Source organism: Pseudarthrobacter humi, assembly GCF_024294965.1.
Lineage (GTDB): Bacteria > Actinomycetota > Actinomycetes > Actinomycetales > Micrococcaceae > Arthrobacter > Arthrobacter humi.
The window spans coordinates 378,914-398,471 of sequence record NZ_JANCLV010000001.1; the positions used below are offsets into that span (position 1 = coordinate 378,914).

Consider the following 19,558-nt stretch of genomic DNA (forward strand, 5'->3'; position numbering starts at 1 on the left):
TCGGTCAGGCGGGGTCCGGCAGCCGAATCAAACCGGAGGGCGTGAGCGCGGCCGGAACCCTCCGGTCAAAGTCTTCGGCGGGAATGCTTCCGGCCGGGAGCAGCTCGGCGTCGAAGACGATGGCCGCAAACGGGATCTCCAGGCCATCCCCGGCGAGGGAGCCGAGCAGGACGTCGTAGTAGCCGCCGCCCTGGCCGATGCGGTTGCCGTCCCTGTCCACCGCTGTGGCGGGGATGAAGAGTGCAGCAACGGACGCCATGATGCCGAGGTCAAGTCGCGGTCCGGCCGGTTCGAGTACCGGCGCATAGCGGCTGCGGACAAACTCGACGCCCGGAGTCCAGTACGTCCAGCTCAGCCGGCGGCCGGGCTCGCAGACAGGGAGCAGGACCCTGTGGCCATGCCGGTGGAGTTCGATGATCAGGGGCAGCGTGGGCGGCTCTGGGGCCACGCCCAGATAGGCGCAAAAGGTCGACGGCGTCCCACCGGTGAGCCGTTCAGCCCAAGCAACGCCGTGGACCGCCAAGGAGGCGCCTGCCGCGTCGCGTAGCGTGGGGTCCGTCGCGGCGCGGCGCGCACGATGCTGTGCGCGGATGTCCGCCTTGGCTTCACTGCTGCCTGGGGACATGCCGCTCCTTCGTTGCCGTTCGGGTGGCCGTTGCAGCGTCAGCGCCGCGCCGGCTCAGGAGCCACCACTAATTACTGAATGATCAGCCCCTCCGTTAGATTAGTCCAGTGACTACCACTCAGCAGACAGTACGCAAGGCCGTTATTCCAGCTGCCGGCCTCGGCACCAGGTTCCTGCCGGCCACAAAAGCCATGCCCAAGGAAATGCTCCCGGTGGTGGACAAGCCTGCCATCCAGTACGTGGTTGAAGAGGCCGTCAACGTTGGCCTTAACGACATCCTGATGATCACGGGACGCAACAAGCGTGCCCTGGAGGACCACTTCGACAGGGTACCTTCGTTGGAGGACACTCTGGAAGCCAAGGGCGACCTGGCGAAGCTTGAGTCCATCCAGGCAGCCAGCAACCTTGGCGACATCCACTACGTCCGCCAGGGTGACCCCAACGGCCTGGGCCACGCGGTACTCCGCGCAAAGCAGCACGTCGGCAACGAACCGTTCGCCGTCCTCCTCGGCGACGACCTGATCGATGCCCGGGACGAACTCCTCAGCACCATGATCGAAGTGCAGTCCAAGACCGGCGGATCCGTGGTGGCCCTCATCGAGGTGGAACCCTCCCAGATCAGTGCCTACGGATGTGCCGATGTGGAGGAGATCGACGGTGAAGGCTACGTCAGGATCAACAAACTCGTCGAAAAGCCCAGCGTGGACGAGGCGCCCTCCAATCTTGCCGTCATCGGCCGCTACGTCCTCCACCCGGCAGTTTTTGACGTGCTCGAGCACACCGGCCCGGGCCGGGGCGGGGAAATCCAGCTCACCGACGCCCTGCAGGAACTGGCAGCCGGCGACGGCGATGGCTACGGAGTTTACGGAGTGGTCTTCCGCGGCCGCCGCTACGACACCGGTGACAAGCTCAGCTACCTCAAGGCCTGCGTCCAGCTCGCCATCGACAGCGACGACCTTGGCCCCGGACTGCGGGAGTGGCTGCCGGGCTTCACGGCCGGCCTCGCTAAATAACTGCCGTGCGCCCCGGACCCATCTGGCCCGTGACACTCGAATGCGGCGACCTGATCCTGCGCCCCATCCGGTACCGGGACAAGAAGGAATGGACCCAGGTCCGTGGGCGCAACAGCGAGTGGCTGGCGCCCTGGGAAGCGTCCAACCCGGCACCAGGCGGTGCACTGCCTGACTACCGGCAGATGGTGCGGTCCTTGAAGATCCAGGCCGCCCAAGGGACGGCCCTGCCGTTCCTGATCACTGAGCGCACACCCCGGTTGGCTGCCCCGGTCATTGTTGGCCAGCTGACTGTGTCCTCGATTGTGTGGGGTTCGGCCATGATGGCGACACTGGGGTACTGGGTTGACCAGGCGCGCGCGGGCCACGGCATCGCACCCACGGCGGTGGCCATGGCCACCGACCATTGTTTCCAAACACTGGGCCTGCACCGGATGGAAATCAATATCCGGCCCGAGAATGGCCCCAGCCTGCGCGTGGTTGAGAAGCTGGGATTCCGCGACGAAGGCTACCGTCCACGCTTCCTTCACATCAACGGGGAGTGGGCGGACCACCGGTCCTTCGCGCTGACCGCTGACGAGGTCCCGGAGGGGCTGCTCGCCCGGTGGCTCGCGTCCCGGTCCTGACCCGCCGGACCTGAACCCGGCAGGGGTACTTCCAAGGTCATAAATCCAATGAATTGCCACGTTGCCGGCGACACACCGTGGCTAATGCGGGGGCGGCTGCCCTAATGCTCATACGGTTTTGATTGTGGACTTCCCCCTAAGCAGCTCAGTGATCCTTGTGGTTGCCGTTGTGCTCTGGATCGTATGGGTTGCGCCCTACGTTCTGCGGAACCGCCGGCACCAGGCCCAGGCCGCTGGTGACTTCCTGGCGGAAGTGCCAGCCATTGAATCATCGGACCCGAGAGCCGGGACGGTATGGAACATCGCCGCCCAGCAGGAGAAAGCCATGGAGATCAGGAAGAGCCCCGAAACCGCCAGGGAAACGTCCGGCAACGCGACGACGCGCGGCGCATTCCGGATCCGCTATGGCAGGACAGGGATCGCCCTCGTTGGTGTTCTGGCGTTGCTGACCGCCTTTATTTCGGGCGTTCTCCTGCCGTTCGGGATCGGAAGCGCGCTGCTGCCGGTCACCGGCGTTGCCACCACCGTCGTAGCTGTGGCCTTGCTCCGCTTCCTGGCTGTGCGGGACCGCAAAGCGAAGGTGAACGCCGCGTTCCGCTCAGCGATGAGCGCTCCCGTGCGGCGTCAGGGTTCTTCCGCCCCGGACACCGCAGCTCGTCCCGCCGCCCGGCCGGAAAGCCGTCTCTTTGACGCAGAGGCCCACCAGCCCAAGCCGAAGCCTAAGCCCCTGACCGCGATGGAGCTCCGGGAAGCGGCACTGGCTGTTGCGGTAGCCGCCGGAGATGCCAGCGCCGCCGGCGCTTCGCTGGCGCCGGCCGTCACAACCTGGGAACCTGTGGACGTGCCAAAGCCGGTGTACGTTGAGGCCGCCAAGGCCGAGCGTCCGGCGCCCCAGCCGCTTGACCTTCCCGAGGCGCCCAAAGCCGTCGGTAAGCCGTCCCTGAAGCAGGGCGTTCCCGCAGCCACGCCCGGCGCGCCCGCCGCCAAGCCCCTCACCAAGGCGCAGAGCGCCCTAAGCAACCTCGACGACGTCCTGCAGCGCCGCCGCGCCTGATACCCACCGGAGTTGCCCGAAGCAGACCCAACCGCCCATCAGCACGGGCGCGGAGTGTCAATTCGCAATGCGGGACGAAAATTTGTAGCCTAAGGTCACCGGGTACCGCCGTTCCTTCCGGGGACGCGGACTGTTCCGGGGCTATAGCTCAGTTGGTAGAGCGCTTCGTTCGCATCGAAGAGGTCAGGGGTTCGAATCCCCTTAGCTCCACTGCAAGAGCCTTCTGACCTGCGGAAACGTTGGGTTGGAGGGCTTTTTCTCTTGCCAGTTTTCGGGCCAACCACACGGAAACCACGCGCTTTGGGAAGAGTCCCCGTTCACACGGACCTTCGTTCCGGATGGATCGGCCGGGGCAGGGCGGCCGACATGCCCGCGCTGAACAAGCCACACGGTGTGCCGGCGAGCACGGGGGATGGGCGTGCAGGAACGCGACAGCTTCCGGCAGCGGGGCGGGAACAGCATGCGTCCTGTGCGGACAGGCCGCCCGGAAGAGGCGCCATGGCACGAGACGATCGCAGTGGCGGGACGTCACACCACGAGGGCTGAGGCGGTAATGAGGTAGATCATCACGGTCAGGAGGTCCTGTGTCACCGTGGCGAGGGGCCCAGAGCCGAAGGCCGGGTCCTTGCCCAGTTTGCTGATACCCCAAGGCAAAACTAGGGCAATAACGGTAGCGATCGAAGCGGCAGCCAGCAGTGAGAGCGCGACGGCCAACGCGACATGCCAGTCCCGCCAGATTGATCCCACAAGGAGCAGTGATACCCCTCCGAGGATCAGACCCAGAAGCGCACCGGTGGCGATCTCGCGCCCGACGATCCGCCGCACGCCTATCCCAAGCGAAAGGCCACGTATGACGAGCGCTTCCGTCTGCGTTCCGATCGCGTCGGCGAGATAGACCACGCCGGGGACGAAGAAAGCGATGAGGACATGCTCAGCCAGATCGGCTTCAAAGTTGCCCACGATCCCGGCCGCCAGCAACGCGCCGACGAGCCCAACACCCAGCCATGGGAGGCGATGCCAAAGGCGACGCAGCACCGGCTCCACCGTGGTCATCTGAGCAGGTGATGCAGATCGCAGGAATCCGCCCAGACGGACCAAGTCCTCGTTATGCTCCGTCAACAGCACCTCAAGAAGGGCGGTGGCGGGTACGAGACCGGCAAACCGACCCTCGTCAATGACGGCGAGGGTGGGCTCGTTGTGGTGGACGGCTTTCCAAGCCGCCTGCTCCTGAACGGTTGAGGACGCGACAACGGGAGGATTGGCGTCCATCAGCAGGCTAATCGGAGCGGTGGGTTGGGCGGCGAGCAGCCGCTCGATGGTGACCAGGCCGACCAGCCGGTCACCATCGAGGACCGCGACCGCTGCAGCACTTTCGTAGTGTTGGCCACGCATGGCGTCCAGGACGTGGCTGGCCAGCTCGTCGCGTTGCGCGATAGGCACCCGGCGCGAAGCGTGCTGGGCCGCTGTGCGGAACTGACCGGACCTGGCAGGGTCGAGAACCGTCATCGGACATCCTTCGACAGTTTGAGGCGCGATACGTACGCAGGAGCCTGGAGCCACGCCAGCCGCCGTCGTGAACATCGTACAGAGCTTCCAGACTATACCGCGGTTGCCGTCGCGCAATGTTTGTTGGCACGGATGCTGCTCGGGATCATCGCCGGATTCGCTGGCCTGCCCTGCTCGCCGCCGGTATAGCGATCAACTGGACCCCAGTTCATCACGTTCCCGCTGTTTCCTCTCGCTCGTCGGGACGGCGGCAGCATTCCTGGCCTGGTTCACAGCCCGTCATTGGCATCGGCGTCTCCCTGTTCTTCCCCGGGGAACGGCCGCCCCGGCCTGGTCCTGACCTCTCCCTGGTTTGTGCTCCGCCAGCCCGCCGCAGGACATGGAAGGGCGGGGACCAAAGACTCTGACGCCGCGCACCGGCCGGGATGATAGTGAACGCAGAGGCGCGGGTCCATCTGTGCGCGGGGGAGCAAACGGCGATGATGTATTGGGACGGGAATATGAGTGTCTGGGGCTACATACTGATGGGGGTGAGCCTTGTCCTGTTCTGGGGCGCCGTCATCACCGCCGTCATTTTCCTCGCCCGCACCATGGGAGCCGGAGGCCGCCGGTTCGAGGGCGGCGCCCCGGAACCGGGGCATCGCGGAGAATCTGCTCGCCGAACGGTTTGCCCGCGGCGAAATCGACGAGAACGAATACACCGCCCGGCTCACCGCCCTCCGACGCGCCCGCGGAGAACGGTGAACCGCCGCTCTGCACCCACCCTGACATATACCTCTAGGGGTATTTGTTCGGGGTAACCGGAAATCGTCGTCGCGGGCGGCTCCGTCTGGACGCCACCGCACCATGAAGGAGACTGTCGCCGCGCTGAACCGCTTCCTAAGTATTGGCCGAAGCGCTGGGCGGCTGCCGCTCATCCATGACGTGCCCGCCGGGGTGTGCGTTCTTCCGGGCCTGGGATTACTGGTTCATTATTCACTGGCCGTGGGTTTGGTCCCTTGAATGGGCGTCCACCACGTTTTGGGGGCCGCGACGCTAAACCGGCGCCCGGAGATTGAATCGGGCATTACCCGTACGAAGTGGTCTTTCTTGCCTGCTTGCCAGGGAAACAGCGGCAGGGAGAACGTGTCGAGAACGTCCTTGGTTTCTGTCAGAAGTTCTGCCTTGCCGCGGATCACAACGCTCCAAGCCACTCCTGTTTCCGGATTAACCCCATCGGCTTCCATAGCTACGGGATAATCACCCAAGGCGCCTTCGAGCTTCGTCCCCGAGCCTGTCCGGAAGACTATCGTGCCGTGATCGGTCGTGTAGTTAATGGGAAAAATATCGGGGCCGTCTCCGACCCATACCGCCAAGCGGCCCACAGATACCAGCCGTAATAGACTCCAGCACTCGTGAACAGCCAACCGCTCTGTCGTAGTTTCACTCGGTTTGTTCTCCATATGCCGATCCTAGGCACAAGTGCTTCCAATGCACAGAGCCCAGGTTCTCCTCCGTGGCGGGCGGAGGACCTGGGTCAACTTCCTGATCCGTACTGTGTGTATCTTTTGGATCTCCTGGCCTATCTCCTTGTAATGGCGCTATTGGACCGGCCGTCGACGGCAGCGACGGCGATGAGGAACCAGTAACGTGCGGTCCAGGTCTTCGGACTCTGGCGGAGGGCCGGCATCGGGTTCAGAATCGGAATAGCAACTGGCTCAGTCCGAAAGGTGCCGGTCATGATGTGGGGTTACGGGAACATGGGCTGGATATGGGTCTGGGGTTTTCTCATGCTCGCGGGGACCGCGGTATTGGTTCTGCTTGCCGTCCGGATGTTTGGCAGCGGTAACGGATATGGAAAGAGCGGCCGGCAGGAGCCGGGCGGGCCCCCACCGGGTAGTAGGAGCAGGGCGCGCCAAATCCTGGATGAACGCTTCGCGAAGGGAGAGCTGACCGCGGAGCAGTACCGCGCCCAGCTCCGGGTGCTGGGTGAGGGGCCGTAGTGCAGCCCATCAGCCGGCGCAACGCTCTGCTGCTGGGCGGACTTGGCGTAGCGGGCACCGTCGCGGGCGGGGCAGGCTTGCTCTGGACACTGACATCCCGGCCCGCCCCCGTCACGGGAGGTGAGCTGACCCAGCCACCGGATCTGCGCAGCGAAGGCGGCCGGCTGGACGTCCGTCTCGACGCGGGGCCGGGGCGCATACCGCTCGCAGGGCTGCAGGCCTTGGCCCTTGCCTATAACGGTGGGATCCCGGGCCCAACTCTTCGCTTGCGGCCGGGAGATGTCCTGAACGTCCGGCTTGTCAACAACCTGGATCGGCCAACCAACCTGCATATGCACGGGCTTCATGTCTCCCCGCAGGGCAACGGCGACAATGTCTTCGTAACCGTGGATCCCGGCAGCACCTTCGACTACGAGCACAGGCTTCCTGCCGAGCACCCGCCGGGCGTGTACTGGTACCACCCGCACCGTCACGGCATGGTCGCCGATCAGATTTTCGCCGGCCTCTTCGGAGCGATCATCGTGGAGGACCCCCAGCCCGTTGCCGCCAGCCGGGAACGTGTGCTGCTGGTGTCCGATATCACCTTGGACGGGCTGGGCAACATCCCGCCGGTCTCAGCGATGGAGCGGATGATGGGCCGCCAAGGCGAATTAATCCTCGTCAACGGTCAAAGCAACCCGCAGGTCAGCGTCCGCCCAGGAGAGCGCGAAAGGTGGCGGATCGTCAATGCGTGCGTGTCTCGCTATCTCCGGCTGCGCCTCGATGGTCAGCAGTTGCAGCTCCTGGGCCTCGACTCCGGCCGCTTCCAGAAGCCGGTAGACGTGGAAGAGCTGCTGCTGACACCAGGAAACCGGGCAGACCTACTGGTCACCACGGCCGCCGGTGACTCTGTCCTGCGCGCGACATACTACGACCGCGGTACTATGCCGGGGATGATGGGAAATGGCGGATCCGGCGGGCCGCGCCCGGAGGATCCAAACCGAGCCACCTTGGCGACACTGCACGTAGCAGGTGAACCCGTTGAACCATTGAATGCCTTGGCCGCCCGGGCAGAACCCTATGACCTGAGATCCTCCCCCGCGGCAGCCCACAGGCAGCTGACTCTCGGCACGGGAATGGGCATGATGCGCTTCACCATCAACGGACGGGAGTTCAACGAGGCCAGAACAGACACAACCGTTGCGGCCGGCAGCGTAGAGGAATGGACGCTGGTCAACACCAGTCCCATGGATCACCCGTTCCACCTCCATGTGTGGCCGATGCAGCTCATCGAGGAAAACGGTCAGCTCCTGGATTCCGTTGTTCGACTGGACGTTGTCAACGTCCCGTCGAACGGGCAGGTAAAGGTCAGAGTGGCTTTCGAGGACTTCAGGGGCCGTTCCGTATACCACTGCCACATCCTCGACCACGAAGACCAGGGAATGATGGGCGTCATCGAAGTTCGTTGAGCAGCTTCACGGTCGCTTTCGGCCCCCATCAGTGCCTGAGCGGACTTATTTCTGCGACGGTTTTCTTACGGGCGGCTCTTTCAGTCTGTCCTCCCAGCCTGCCGAAACCCAGGATGTCCATAAAGCCGGTGAGGACCCGAACTCCGGCGTGGAAGATCAGTGACTGGCCGGTGAAACTGACCGGCAGGGACGGAAAACAGCGTACGGACTGCATGAAGCCCACCGGCCCGCACAGGTAGTACTCCGCGTACTCTGACAGGTCGACTTCACAGACGTCCATGAAACGCGAGAATGCGTCGCGGTGGCTGGCTTCCGTTTCGATCGGCCCGGGCGTCCGGACCCCCTTGACGGCGAACTGCCGGTGGCGGCCGTCGTCGGCTTGGGTGAGGCCGTACTGGCGGGGCTGGTGGACGCCGTCGGGCATCTTCATCTTGATGGTCACGTGCTGGCCCGGCAAGTGAAGGTCTGGCTTCACGTTCGTCCGTGGGCTCAACTCTGAAGGTGGCCACATCGGGACAGAGGTCGGGGTGAAGCTGAAGAGCATCTTCAGAGCCGGTCAGAACCCTCGAATTCGGAGCAGGAACTCCTGCCGCGTCAGAAGCGCTCGGGCTGTTCGCCCTGAACGCTCCTCCTTCGAATAGCGCACAGGAAGCCCTCGACAAGTCCGCTGACTGGGCTGGTGTCGCTGATTTGAGGGAGGCATTCGAGGGCTACCGGTGGCGGCGAATGCGGCCATACGCGTGCAACCGATGGTGACGGACACACCTGGGAAAGCTGCCGCGTGTGAAGGCATATTGAGACAAGGGAGATATCGGCTGCCGCGTGGGACTAGCCTTCCTCGCGCGGGGTTACTGTCCCTGCTGTGTCACCACCGTCGATGACGAATTCTGCTCCGGTAACGAACGACGATTCGTTCGAGGACAAGTAAAGGACGAGGTCCGCAACTTCCCCGGGATGGCCTATTCGGTTCAGCGCTACATGGCTCATGTCAAACGTCATGCCGGCCGTCATCGGAGTAGAGATAACACCGGGATGGACTGAGTTCACCCTGATGCCGTGGCGCCCCAAGTCGAGCGCAGCACTCTTGGTGAGTCCGCGCACGCCGAACTTCGAGGCCGTGTACCCCGGGATCTGCTCATATCCCCGTATGCCGGCAATCGAGGAAATGTTGATAATGGTCCCACCCGTGGACAGCTTAAGTGCCGGTATGGCCGCCTTGATCCCGTTGAAGGTGCCGGTCAGGTTGACGGCGATGACGGTGTTCCATTGCTCTAGGGTATAGTCCTCAATCGAGGCGAAGTTCACGATGCCAGCATTGTTCACCAGAATGTGAAGACCTCCGAACGTCTCGACGGCGGCCGTAACTGCGGCCTCCCAGTCCTGCGGACTGGTCACATCGAGGTGAACGTAGAGGACGCCCGAGCCCATCCGCTCCGCGGCTTCCTTTCCCTCTTCGTCCAGAACGTCGCCTATAACGACCCTTGCGCCTTCACCGTGCAACCTTGAGGCCACAGCGGCGCCGATGCCGCGTGCGCCCCCGCTGATCAGGGCTACTTTGTCAATGACGCGTTCCATGTGATGTTCCTTCCTTGGTGGCGGCGGATAGTGGTGATTTTGGTTTGCAACACTGTTCCGGGGAAAGCAACGGCACCGCTCTCATCCTTTGTGGGCATCCAAGTGTGCGGCCACAAATGCCCAATGACTGCAGATATGCCCCGTGATAATGAAGCCCAGGGCTCCAGAGCGGAACCTAGTCCACCCGTAGTGGTGCGCCGCGTCAGGGCAGATTCCAAGGAGGTTGGAAAGAGCTTCGCGGCGAGGCGTGGATCGTCTTTCAGCAACGGTTCCGCGGTCATGATGTCAGACCCTGGGTTTTGCGGACTGGAGGGGAGGGCTGTGAGCCGTCATGTTGGCCCTTTTCCGGGGTATGAACCACCAGCACTGGGCAGTGTGCGTGGGCGACGCAGGCAGAACTGACCGAGCCCAGCAGTTGTCCCTTGAAGCCGCCGTGTCCCCGTCGGCCGACTACAAGTAGAAGCGCCTTCCTGCTGGCTTCAATCAGTGAAGAGCGTGCAGGGCCGTGCACCAGCCGGGGGACCACGTTTCGAGGTTGCTCGGGGCCGAAGGCCTTTCTGACGGCTACTTCGAGGGACTCCTCCGCGGTGCGGGCGAATCCGTCAACTCCCATCGCGAGATAGGCCTCATAGCCGATGGGAAACTCCCAGCAGGTCCATGCCTCGACCGTGGCGCCCAATGGCATGGCCAGTTCTTGCGCCTCCCGAAGAGCCTCAATGGAGGCTCGGGAACCGTCAACTCCAACAATGATCCGTGGGGGCTGTTTCCTGGCCATGGTGTTCTCCGGCTCGTCCGTTGGTGGCTGTGATCTAAGACTGGTCCGGTTGATCGGTCGTCGTTAGGGCCAAAGGTCACTGACCGGATGAGCACCGATTGCCGGGTTGGAGCCGCAGTTCCTCATGCCTCGGGTCCAAAGCCTCTAACTAACTGCTCCTGACGCCAGCCGTATGACCGCCCTTGAGTCGAGGCTGGGGTTACCCGCAGATCCTGGACAGTTGGTCAGGCGGCTGTGCCGGCTGAGGTTTATTCGTACTGAGGAGTCGTTCGTGTCCTCGGGTGTGGCGTAGCAGGGCTGAGTGGAGCGGGGCGCGGTTGTAGAACTCCTCGATCCAGCGACCGGTTGCCCGGATCGCCTCGTGCCTGGTTGCCCGGCGGCGCCGGTCGTAGAACTCGGTCTTCAGGGTGGACCAGAAGAATTCCTGCATGGCGTTCCCAGCACACCCCGGCCCGCCCCCCCGACTGTCGGATGCCGAATCCGGTGCCGACATCGTTGAGCTGCGCGGAGGTGTACTGGGTGCCCCGGTCGGCGTGGAACACGACGCCGGCCGGGCCTCCGCCTCGGAGGATGTAGGCCGTACGCAGTGCCCGCTCCACCAGGGAACTGGTCTGGACCGGGTCCATCGCCCACCCGATCACCCGCCGGGAGCAGTCGTCTCGGACACCACGCAGATACACCCAGCCTTCATCGGCGCGCAGGTAGGTGATGTCCGAGATCCAGACTGCGTCCAGGGCCCCGGTGTCCCAAGTCCTGGCCACAAGATCCGGGATGGAATGCACCCGGGCCTCACCGATCGGCGCTACCGGCCGGAAACGCCGTGGGAGATCCCTTCGAGGCCTTGCCGCGCATCGAGGAGGCCACGGTCTTCCGGTCGACGCCGGTGCCTTTCCGTACCAGCGCGGCCCGGATCCGCGGCGCCCCCGTAGATCCCGGTCCAGCGGATACCCCCAGAAGCCGGGCCATCCGCTGGACCGGGTGGTTAGCCTTCTCGGCTTCCATCAGCTCGAAGCATTCCGATTCGGCTGCTTGGAAGCGAAGAAGGCTGCGGCTTTTCGCAGGAACTCGTTATCCATCCGCAACTGCTCGTTCTCCCGCCGCAAACGCTCCAGTTCAGAGTTCCCCGCCTCAGCTGCCGCGGACTCCTCAGGAGCCGCCAGCCGCGCGCGTTCCTGGGCAACCCACCGGCCCAGCAACTGCTCGCCCAAGCCCAGTTCACGGGCCACCGGCGCGACCGTCCTGCCCCTATCAGTCACAAGGCGCGCAGCCTCGCGCCGATCCTCCGGAGCGAATTTACCTCGTGTCGTGCTCACAAGAACACCTTCGCGCAGAATCCAAGGATCCCGCTGCTTCAGGTGTCCACCATCAGAGGTTAACCCCATGCTGATATCGCTTGGGCTGGTGGACGCCCTGCATCAGGATGGGTTCTACGTCGGCTGAACACTGCGCCTCGTTGCAAGAATCAGATGTGACTTCGGACCCTGTCGATGGCAGCGGATCACGGGAAGACTAGTCCACGAGATGGCATGCTTCCTCCGACAGGGCAGGGCAGCCATCGCAGAACGCAGGAGGATCAGGCTATGGAAAGTGATGAACGTCCTGGAGTGGTACTGTCCGACGAACAGTCGTGGAAGGTACTCAAGCGATGCCAACACGGCCGCCTGGCCGTCTGCGCTTTGGGCAAGCCCGACATCTACCCGATAAATTTCCTCGCGCACGCCGGGGTATTGCTGATGCGAACAAATCCAGGAACTAAGCTCGCCGAACTGACGGTGAACGAAAGAGTCGCCTTTGAAGTGGACGAAGTGATCGACGAGGAGGCTTGGAGTGTGGTGGTGGTGGGAACCGCCAGAGTCATCGAGTCACAGTCTGAGATCGATGAGGCTGACAAGCTCCCGCTCAAACCGTGGATTCCGACGCGCAAATACACCTATGTGGAGATCACCCCGACCGTCATTCACGGCCGCCATTTTGAACTGGGAGACGAACCGGAGCGGTACTGAGAACTGATCACCGCGCGGAGGAAGCCCCTCATGCAAGGGGCTTCCGATGAAGCGTCGTCAGCAGCTGCTTGGTCCAGCCGGCCGCGTTGTCTTCTTCCGACCTCCAATTTCTAGGGGACCACTGTACGAGAACTTCGCGGCAAGCCCACTTTTCAGGATCCCGTGAGGTCCACGACCGGAGCAGAAGCGGCGCTGTTCTTCACTGATTCAAGGTTCTCCAGAGCTTCGTCTTTACCAAAGTACGCTTCACTTGTGACAATGACCTCCCCGTTGCCACTCATGATCCTGAACCTGAAGAAACCAGCGTTGTCGGTATATAGCTCAATTTTGTCTTTCATGGCAAAACCAAGTCTGCGGTCCCCATGCGCATGAGAAAGCCCCAGAGCCAAATCCAGCCCATGTTTGTCCCGCAGCCCCACATCACGACCGCCACCCTTCATCCCCACTTACTACTCCGATTCTGAACGCATTGCCTTCCCGCCGACAGAGTCCAAGGACCTACGCGGGTCTGCCAAGATTTCGGTGTAACTGTTTTGATGTTATTTCTTGCCGGCGGACAGGCGTCCGTCGAAGGTGACTTCGAAGGCGTTCAGGGCGGCCTTCCAGCGGTTGGACCAGCGTTGTCGGCCTGTCCCGGTGGGGTCAAGACTCATAACGTCCAAGACAACCGGGGTGAAAGTGCCGAAAGCGATCGGGGACTGCCAGGAGGAAACGGCCCGGAAACTGGAGTTGAACAGCGGCGCCAACGCAACCGCCCAGCGCAGAGCGGGTAGGGACGGAACGCTTCCGTCCACGCCCACCACGATTGGCGTCAGTTCAGCCGCCGGTGGCATCGTGTCCCTCGGCCTCCTGGCTGACCACCAGCACAGGGCAGTGCGCGTGGGCTGTACAGGCTGCGCTGACGGAGCCCATGAGTTGGCCAAAGAGGCCGCCGTGGCCGCGTCGCCCGACAACGAGCATTTGGGCGTTCCGGCTTTCTTCAACCAGGACCTTCGCAGGCGATCCCACTTTCACAGCTGTCGTGAGATGTTCTGGGCGCTCCGCGCCATAGGCCCTGTCGATGGCCTGTTCCATGAGGCGTTTGGCGATCGCCTCAAGCTCAGCCGTGGTATCGATGTAACCCGGTGGCAGGTGCGCGGGCAGGTAGAAGTCGGAGAAGCCCAAGCAGGTGACTACGTCTAACGGTGCGGCCAGTGCAGAAGCCAGGCGCCCGGCGAGGCGCAGCGCCGCGGGGGAGTATTCGGAACCGTCAATTCCGACAACTATGCGTTCGCTGTCAGCCATGTCAGTACGTTCCCCCAGGATCCGGGGGTCGCCTAGGGCCGAAGGTCACTGAAGGGCACGTGGTGTGGTGGGGCGGAGCGGTATTTGCCCCGTCAGTGCGAGGAATTCCCGCCCGGGGGCTCTGGTGTTGGCCGTGACACTGCGGAGGTGGCGCTCCTGAAAAAGGTCCTATTGATAGTCCAAGACAGGGATGTCGCTCAAGTGGATGCCGGCGACGGCGAAGGCATCTCCGCGGTTCAGAGCGCGAAGCGCGATGCGTACAAGCCTGCCCGCCGGAGCGAAGAGGATGGCTGCGCCCAGCAGAGCGGGTGGCTCGGCTTCAGCGGGTCCGGCGAATTCCGCCCCAAGCCTGAGGGCCAGGCTCTGCGCGGCTGACGATCGGGTCATGACGTAGACGCGTGCACCTTAGTAGCCAAAGCCGTAAATGCCGAGTTTGCCTCCCGGTGGAAGGCCGGACGAACGAAGCGCCCTGTATCCGATGATCCCCGCGCACAGCAAGGGCGCCGCTTGCTCATCGGCATAGGCTTCGGGGATCCGGTACACGTAGTCCTCGTGGACGGTCATCATGCCGCCGTCGGTGTCCCATCCGGTAAATGTCGGTGCCAGGCAGAGATACTCGGACTCGCGCTGACAGAACCTGCAGGCGCCGCACGCGCGGGCCAGCCAGGCTGCTCCCGCACGCTCGCCGGGCCGAAACCTGGAGCTTCCGGCTCCCAGCCCCACCACCTCGGCGACCACGTCGTGACCTGGGATCCGGCGGGAGCCCTGGTGGGCATGTCTCCTTCAGCCAGGTGGAGATCTGTGCAACAGACTCCACAAGCGAGTACAGAGAGCAGCGTCTCGCCCGGCCCCGCTTGAGCCGGCTATTCCAATCCAGCGCGGGTGGCGTCATCTAACGGACCGCCCCAGGTAAGCGGGGCTGCGATCCTGAAGCGCCTTCCACTGACAGATTCCGGGGCAATACGGAGGAAATGGTCTTTGCGGCCGGTTTCCCAGGGGAGCAGCAAGCGTCCGATGTGGTCCAGGACCTCGGGGGTACGGTCAAGTGCTGTCGCCGGCCCTCGTACGACGACGCTCCAGGCCACGCCGCCGTCATTGTCGGACCCGTCGGCTTCAAATGCCACCTGCTTGCCCAATGCCGATGCAAGCTTCGTGCCCGCACCTGTCCGGAAGACGAGTGAATCGTTGTGGACCTTGTAGTTGATAGGAAAGATCTCGGGGTGGTCGTTCACCCAGACTGCAAGGCGGCCCACCGAATCGCCTTGCAGCAACCGCCAGCACTCCTCAGCCGGCAGCACGGCGGACTCCGGTATCGATGCATCTGTGGTCATGGCCAAAATGATAAGGAAGAGGCACTCCCCTCTGTAGGGCACAAAGACCCCCAATCAATCCGTCGAGCCTAGAGGGTGGTTCCTTGTGGGGAGTATTCTGTGTGCATCGGCAGGCCGGTCCATCTGGAGGTATCCATCGAACAAGGCGGTCTCATTGAACCAGCCAAATCAACCGACCGGGGCAGGTGACTGGCCGGCTCCTCCGGTTCCCGGATGGACGAACTGCTTACCGACTTTGTCGACCGTGCCGGGGAGTTGGTGAACGCCCAGCAGCGGCTGCGAGGACTTCTGAGCGCCGTTGTTGCCCTGGCCGAGGACCTCAGCCTGGAGGCCGTACTGCACCGGGTGGTCAGTTCGGCCTGTCGTCTCCTCCAGGCTGAGTATGGAGCCCTGGGCGTTATAGGCAGCGACCATGCACTGAGCCATTTCATCACCGTGGGGATAGATGAGGAACTCACTCGTCAGATTGGTCCCCTCCCCACAGGGCATGGAGTGCTGGGCCTATTGATCCGTGATCCGAAGCCGCTCCGGTTACATGATCTACGGCAGCATTCGGACGCTTACGGATTCCCCAAGAATCATCCGCCGATGAAGACTTTCCTTGGCGTCCCTATCCGGGTGAGGGACGTTGTGTTTGGCAACCTTTACCTGACGCAAAAAACGGGCGGCGGCGACTTTACGGACGAGGACGAGGAGCTGGCCGAGGCACTAGCCGCAGCCGCCGGTGTCGCCATTGAAAACGCCAGGCTCTATGAGGATGCCCGGCGTCGAGCGTCATGGCTGCAGGCGTGCATGGATGTGACCGGCAGAATGTTGGGCGAAGGGGAGACTCCGGAGGGCCAAGACGAAGGACTGGGTATGATCGCCGCGCGGGCACTCCTGGAGTCCAGTTCGGACCTTGCCCTCATCCTGGTCCAGGAGGACAGTTCCAACTTGTACCGCATCGCGGGAGCTGCAGGAGCCCTCGCTGCGGAGTGGGTGGGACGTTTTCTGCCGTTTGATTCTGTCGAAATAGGCTCCGTCGTCGCTGGTGGCGGGGCCGCTCCAATGGAACACGCATCCGCCGCTATAGGCGGTGAGGGTCTGGCTTCGGGCCGGCTGCTGGTCATCGACCTCAGCGCCCGCGGTACCCACCTCGGGCTGCTCGTCCTTCAGCGTGAACACGCTTCCGGGACATTCAACAGGACCGACACGGAGATGGGTCCCGTGTTCGGGTCGCACGTGGCCCTGGCGCTCGAACTGGGCCGGGCGCATCGGATGCGGGAACAGATTGCCGTGTTCAGCGACAGGGACAGGATCGCGCGCGACCTCCACGACCTCGTCATTCAGCGCCTTTTTGCTGCCGGGCTCAGCATCCAAAGCCTCCGGAGATTCATCGCCAGTGACTCCGCGGCCACCACGATCCAAACGGTGACCTCCGAACTGGACGACACTATCCGGGAGCTTCGCAACACCATCTATTCACTGAGTGATGCAGAGACCGAGAAGGAACTCCTCAGCAGCCGTGTCCTCCAGGCGGTACGCAGCGGTGCGCAGTCCCTGCCTTTCGTTCCGCACCTGACGCTGATGGGGCCAATCGACGGGATCCGGGACGAGGAAACTGCCCTGAATATTGTGGCCGTCGTCACCGAAGGAATGAGCAACGCCGTTCGGCATTCGGGAGCGGATTCGATCCGCGTTTCGGTCTCAGTGGACGACGGATTCGTCTGCGTCGTGGTCCAGGACAACGGCACAGGACTCATCGCGCCAGCGACCGGCAACGGACTCTCGAACATGGAACACAGGGCGCGCACTCTGGGCGGCACTTTCAGAGTCTCCAGTTCACCGGAAACGGGAACATCATTTACCTGGAGAGTTCCATTTTTCTGACTGCTGCGGGTCGGGCGGGGGATGCTGCGCCATATGGACTGCGGCCTGCGTTCGCCGCTCGAAACCCAGCTTCGCAAGCAGGGACGACACGTAGTTCTTCACTGTTTTCTCGGCCAGTTGGAGGCGTTCGCCGATCTGGCGGTTTGTGAGGCCTTCCCCGACGAGTTCCAGCACCCTGCGCTCCTGCCTGGTCAAAGACGCGACCCTTGGGTCCACGCGCTCCGGTTCTGCCAGGCCCTGGATGATCCTCGCTTTTAGGTCCACATCAAACAACGATTCACCCCTGGCAGCGCGGCGCAGGGCACCGATCAGGTCCGAGCCGCCTACTTCCTTGAGAACGTACCCTGAAGCCCCTGCCAGGACGGCACCTCGGAGCGCCTGCTCGTCATCGTAGCTAGTCAGGATCAGGCAATTGATCGTTTCGTCAACTGAATGGACGTCGCGGCAGACTTCGATGCCGGTCCCGTCGGGCAACCGCGCATCAAGGATGGCCACGTCCGGACGCAACGCCGGAATCCGCCGCGCTGCTTCAGCAGCGGAGCCGGACATGCCGACGACGACGAATCCCTCGGTTTCCACGAGCTCCTGGAGTCCCCGGCGGACCAGTTCATGATCGTCCAGGATGAAAACCCGTATGCGGGTGTCGGCAGCCTCTTGCCGCGATGTTGCAGAGGCGTTCATTCGTGTCCCTTTCGCGGTGCCGTTCCAAGGGCAACAAAGGTTCCCCGCCTGCGCCTGACTCATTCTTTAGGAACAGCCAGAATGCCACAAGGGTCGAAGGACCCGAACCGATAGCCAGCACGGTGTGACCAATGGCCCTAGCCCAGCCGCTGGAAGCAGGGGAACGTTGTGCAATCGGCCGGTTCAGGTGTGCGGCCCATCCGTTTTCTCGGAGAAGAGCAGGAATGAAGGATAGCAACGAGTCCACTCTCCGCTTCCTGGGGGCTACCGACACCGTGACGGGATCGCGGTACCTCGTGGATTCGGGTGGACAGCGAATTCTTATCGACTGTGGGTTGTTCCAGGGATTTAAGCGCATCCGTGTCCGCAACCGTGCGCCCTTCCCTGTACCCCCGGCATCCATCGATGCAGTCCTGCTGACTCACGCCCACCTGGACCATACAGGGTACGTCCCTGCCCTGGTCAGGGACGGATTCCGCGGGCGGGTCCACGCTACGGCGGCTACTACGGAACTGTGCACGCTCCTTCTGCCTGACAGCGGGCATCTCCAGGAGGAGGAGGCGCGCTACGCAGACCTGCACGAATATTCGTCCCATCACCCCGCCGTCCCGGTTTACACGGCCGCCGATGCCGTGCGGTCGCTGAACAGCTTCGAGCCGCACGGTTTTGAATCACCCCTCGACCTTGGGGGAGGCATCCAGGCCACTTTTGTTCCGGCAGGGCACATCCTGGGCGCCTCGCAGATACGACTGACGGTCCAGGGCACGCGGGTGCACTTCACCGGGGACCTCGGCCGGCCCCATGATCCACTGATGCACCGCCCGCGGGCGCTTGGAGCCGCCGACGTCCTGGTGGCCGAATCCACGTACGGCAACCGGGTCCACCCGGAGACAAATCCCGAGGACGAACTTGGCGAAGTTATAGGCAGGGCAGCCAACAGGGGCGGGGTTGTCCTCGTTGCCGCCTTCGCGGTGGGCCGGGCGGAGACCCTTATGCTGCATCTCTCGCGCCTCCGGCGGCGCGGGGCGATCCCGGACATCCCCATTTACCTCAATAGCCCGATGGCCATCGACGCGTCGGGAATGTACCAGAGGCACCCCGAAGAACACCGGCTGCAGGAACGCGAGTACAAAGAGATGTACCGGGTGGCCATTATGACCCGGAGCGTTGATGACTCCAAACTGCTGAACCTGCGCGGCGGCCCCATGGTGATCATCTCGGCGAGCGGCATGCTCACCGGAGGCCGAATCCTGCATCATCTGCAGGCCTACGGGTCGGACCCCAAGAATGTGGTGGTGCTCAGCGGATACCAGGCCGCGGGAACCCGTGGCGCCGCCCTCGCGGGCGGGGCAAGGCAGCTACGGATCTTCGGTGAGGACGTTCCCATCAAAGCCGAAATCGTTATGTTGGACAGCCTGTCGGCGCATGCTGATTCCAACGAAATCATCGAATGGATGCGCGCAGCCCCACAAGCTCCGCGTATGACTTACGTCACTCACGGTGAGCCGGACGCGTCTGACGCTTTGAGGGTCCGCATCAGACGTGAACTGGGCTGGAACGTCCGGGTCCCTGAGTATCTGGAAGCAGTGCCGCTGAAAGACCCGCGCTAGAGTGCCTGAAGGCGGGATCACCGGGCGCACCCTTATCTATGGAAGCATCTTGAGCGTGGTGTCTCAGTTGAGAAGCAACCGGTCCGAAGTGCCCTGTCGGTGACCGGCCGGCGGCATTGGCGTCCATGGCATGGCCCTGTCCGCCCTCACAAATTCGGTGGTGCGTTTTCCGCTGGTGG

Annotated in this window: 25 protein-coding genes and 1 tRNA gene; 10 read left to right on the forward strand and 16 right to left on the reverse strand. The window is 63.2% G+C overall.

The genetic code is table 11. From position 1 onward, the window contains the following. Positions 1-4: 4 nt before the first annotated feature. Positions 5-625 carry a 5-formyltetrahydrofolate cyclo-ligase gene (locus tag NFC73_RS01860; protein WP_254747181.1) on the reverse strand — a complete coding sequence of 207 codons (621 nt, stop codon included), beginning with the start codon at positions 623-625 and terminating at the stop codon, positions 5-7. Between the two features lie 107 nt (positions 626-732). Between NFC73_RS01860 and galU the strand changes: the two genes are divergently transcribed. The 4 genes from galU to NFC73_RS01880 all read left to right on the forward strand — a co-directional run bounded on the left by galU (position 733) and on the right by NFC73_RS01880 (position 3,525). Next, a complete protein-coding gene (galU, locus tag NFC73_RS01865; protein ID WP_254747183.1) occupies positions 733-1,638 on the forward strand; it encodes a UTP--glucose-1-phosphate uridylyltransferase GalU in 906 nt (301 codons plus the stop codon). 5 nt (positions 1,639-1,643) lie between these two features. Beyond that, positions 1,644-2,261 (forward strand): GNAT family N-acetyltransferase, encoded by a 618-nt coding sequence (locus NFC73_RS01870; RefSeq protein WP_254747185.1) that lies wholly within the window; start codon positions 1,644-1,646, stop codon positions 2,259-2,261. A 148-nt stretch (positions 2,262-2,409) separates the two neighbouring features. Beyond that, positions 2,410-3,315, forward strand: a complete 906-nt coding sequence (locus NFC73_RS01875; RefSeq protein ID WP_254747527.1) for a hypothetical protein — start codon at positions 2,410-2,412, stop codon at positions 3,313-3,315. A gap of 137 nt (positions 3,316-3,452) precedes the next feature. Continuing rightward, positions 3,453-3,525, forward strand: a tRNA-Ala gene (locus NFC73_RS01880). A gap of 318 nt (positions 3,526-3,843) precedes the next feature. Here the strand turns inward: NFC73_RS01880 and NFC73_RS01885 are convergent. Then, positions 3,844-4,821 (reverse strand): magnesium transporter, encoded by a 978-nt coding sequence (locus NFC73_RS01885; protein ID WP_254747187.1) that lies wholly within the window; start codon positions 4,819-4,821, stop codon positions 3,844-3,846. A gap of 537 nt (positions 4,822-5,358) precedes the next feature. Between NFC73_RS01885 and NFC73_RS01890 the strand changes: the two genes are divergently transcribed. Further along, positions 5,359-5,565, forward strand: coding sequence for an SHOCT domain-containing protein (locus NFC73_RS01890; protein ID WP_254747189.1), 207 nt, complete (start codon positions 5,359-5,361; stop codon positions 5,563-5,565). Between the two features lie 227 nt (positions 5,566-5,792). On the opposite strand, the gene NFC73_RS01895 is transcribed toward NFC73_RS01890, so the two are convergent. Then, positions 5,793-6,263: a pyridoxamine 5'-phosphate oxidase family protein gene (locus tag NFC73_RS01895; RefSeq protein WP_254747191.1), complete on the reverse strand. Its 471-nt coding sequence runs from the start codon at positions 6,261-6,263 to the stop codon at positions 5,793-5,795. Between the two features lie 276 nt (positions 6,264-6,539). Here NFC73_RS01895 and NFC73_RS01900 point away from each other — a divergent pair, with 276 nt between their 5' ends. Beyond that, positions 6,540-6,803, forward strand: a complete 264-nt coding sequence (locus NFC73_RS01900) for an SHOCT domain-containing protein (RefSeq protein ID WP_254747193.1) — start codon at positions 6,540-6,542, stop codon at positions 6,801-6,803. After that, positions 6,803-8,251, forward strand: a complete 1,449-nt coding sequence (locus NFC73_RS01905) for a multicopper oxidase family protein (RefSeq protein ID WP_254747195.1) — start codon at positions 6,803-6,805, stop codon at positions 8,249-8,251. Before NFC73_RS01900 ends, NFC73_RS01905 begins: the two co-directional genes overlap by 1 nt. A gap of 28 nt (positions 8,252-8,279) precedes the next feature. Here the strand turns inward: NFC73_RS01905 and NFC73_RS01910 are convergent, their stop codons facing one another. From NFC73_RS01910 to NFC73_RS01925, 5 genes are all read right to left on the reverse strand, one after another. Next, positions 8,280-8,726 (reverse strand): hypothetical protein, encoded by a 447-nt coding sequence (locus NFC73_RS01910; protein ID WP_254747198.1) that lies wholly within the window; start codon positions 8,724-8,726, stop codon positions 8,280-8,282. A 353-nt stretch (positions 8,727-9,079) separates the two neighbouring features. Further along, the gene (locus NFC73_RS01915; protein ID WP_254747200.1) at positions 9,080-9,826 is read right to left on the reverse strand and encodes a glucose 1-dehydrogenase; all 747 of its coding nucleotides are present in this window, start codon (positions 9,824-9,826) and stop codon (positions 9,080-9,082) included. A gap of 277 nt (positions 9,827-10,103) precedes the next feature. After that, positions 10,104-10,601, reverse strand: a complete 498-nt coding sequence (locus tag NFC73_RS01920) for a universal stress protein (RefSeq protein WP_254747202.1) — start codon at positions 10,599-10,601, stop codon at positions 10,104-10,106. A gap of 248 nt (positions 10,602-10,849) precedes the next feature. Next, the gene (locus NFC73_RS20930) at positions 10,850-11,383 is read right to left on the reverse strand and encodes a DDE-type integrase/transposase/recombinase (protein ID WP_372494541.1); all 534 of its coding nucleotides are present in this window, start codon (positions 11,381-11,383) and stop codon (positions 10,850-10,852) included. 219 nt (positions 11,384-11,602) lie between these two features. Beyond that, positions 11,603-11,914 carry a transposase gene (locus NFC73_RS01925; RefSeq protein ID WP_254747204.1) on the reverse strand — a complete coding sequence of 104 codons (312 nt, stop codon included), beginning with the start codon at positions 11,912-11,914 and terminating at the stop codon, positions 11,603-11,605. 267 nt (positions 11,915-12,181) lie between these two features. Between NFC73_RS01925 and NFC73_RS01930 the strand changes: the two genes are divergently transcribed. Beyond that, entirely contained in the window at positions 12,182-12,604 is a 423-nt protein-coding gene (locus tag NFC73_RS01930; protein WP_254747205.1) for a pyridoxamine 5'-phosphate oxidase family protein, read from the forward strand. A gap of 152 nt (positions 12,605-12,756) precedes the next feature. On the opposite strand, the gene NFC73_RS01935 is transcribed toward NFC73_RS01930, so the two are convergent. The 7 genes from NFC73_RS01935 to NFC73_RS20830 all read right to left on the reverse strand — a co-directional run bounded on the left by NFC73_RS01935 (position 12,757) and on the right by NFC73_RS20830 (position 15,633). Beyond that, the gene (locus tag NFC73_RS01935; RefSeq protein ID WP_254747529.1) at positions 12,757-13,044 is read right to left on the reverse strand and encodes a YegP family protein; all 288 of its coding nucleotides are present in this window, start codon (positions 13,042-13,044) and stop codon (positions 12,757-12,759) included. A gap of 99 nt (positions 13,045-13,143) precedes the next feature. Next, positions 13,144-13,437, reverse strand: coding sequence for a universal stress protein (locus tag NFC73_RS01940; RefSeq protein ID WP_254747567.1), 294 nt, complete (start codon positions 13,435-13,437; stop codon positions 13,144-13,146). Then, positions 13,421-13,888, reverse strand: coding sequence for a universal stress protein (locus tag NFC73_RS01945; protein ID WP_254747206.1), 468 nt, complete (start codon positions 13,886-13,888; stop codon positions 13,421-13,423). Before NFC73_RS01945 ends, NFC73_RS01940 begins: the two co-directional genes overlap by 17 nt. Before the next feature lie 168 nt (positions 13,889-14,056). Further along, on the reverse strand, positions 14,057-14,275 hold the full coding sequence (locus tag NFC73_RS20820; protein ID WP_308292638.1) for an MDR/zinc-dependent alcohol dehydrogenase-like family protein: 219 nt from the start codon (positions 14,273-14,275) through the stop codon (positions 14,057-14,059). Between the two features lie 18 nt (positions 14,276-14,293). Further along, complete coding sequence (locus NFC73_RS20825; protein ID WP_308292639.1) at positions 14,294-14,626, reverse strand: alcohol dehydrogenase catalytic domain-containing protein; 333 nt, start codon at positions 14,624-14,626, stop codon at positions 14,294-14,296. A 125-nt stretch (positions 14,627-14,751) separates the two neighbouring features. Next, on the reverse strand, positions 14,752-15,219 hold the full coding sequence (locus NFC73_RS01955) for a pyridoxamine 5'-phosphate oxidase family protein (RefSeq protein ID WP_254747207.1): 468 nt from the start codon (positions 15,217-15,219) through the stop codon (positions 14,752-14,754). A 168-nt stretch (positions 15,220-15,387) separates the two neighbouring features. After that, positions 15,388-15,633, reverse strand: a complete 246-nt coding sequence (locus NFC73_RS20830) for a hypothetical protein (RefSeq protein ID WP_308292643.1) — start codon at positions 15,631-15,633, stop codon at positions 15,388-15,390. Between NFC73_RS20830 and NFC73_RS01960 the strand changes: the two genes are divergently transcribed. Further along, positions 15,565-17,088 carry a GAF domain-containing sensor histidine kinase gene (locus tag NFC73_RS01960; RefSeq protein WP_308292642.1) on the forward strand — a complete coding sequence of 508 codons (1,524 nt, stop codon included), beginning with the start codon at positions 15,565-15,567 and terminating at the stop codon, positions 17,086-17,088. The two genes, NFC73_RS20830 and NFC73_RS01960, sit on opposite strands and share 69 nt — an antisense overlap. Here the strand turns inward: NFC73_RS01960 and NFC73_RS01965 are convergent. Next, positions 17,059-17,769 carry a response regulator gene (locus NFC73_RS01965; RefSeq protein WP_254747209.1) on the reverse strand — a complete coding sequence of 237 codons (711 nt, stop codon included), beginning with the start codon at positions 17,767-17,769 and terminating at the stop codon, positions 17,059-17,061. The genes NFC73_RS01960 and NFC73_RS01965 overlap by 30 nt on opposite strands. A 224-nt stretch (positions 17,770-17,993) precedes the next feature. Between NFC73_RS01965 and NFC73_RS01970 the strand changes: the two genes are divergently transcribed. Next, the gene (locus tag NFC73_RS01970) at positions 17,994-19,379 is read left to right on the forward strand and encodes an MBL fold metallo-hydrolase RNA specificity domain-containing protein (protein WP_254747210.1); all 1,386 of its coding nucleotides are present in this window, start codon (positions 17,994-17,996) and stop codon (positions 19,377-19,379) included. The last annotated feature ends 179 nt before the right edge of the window (positions 19,380-19,558 follow it).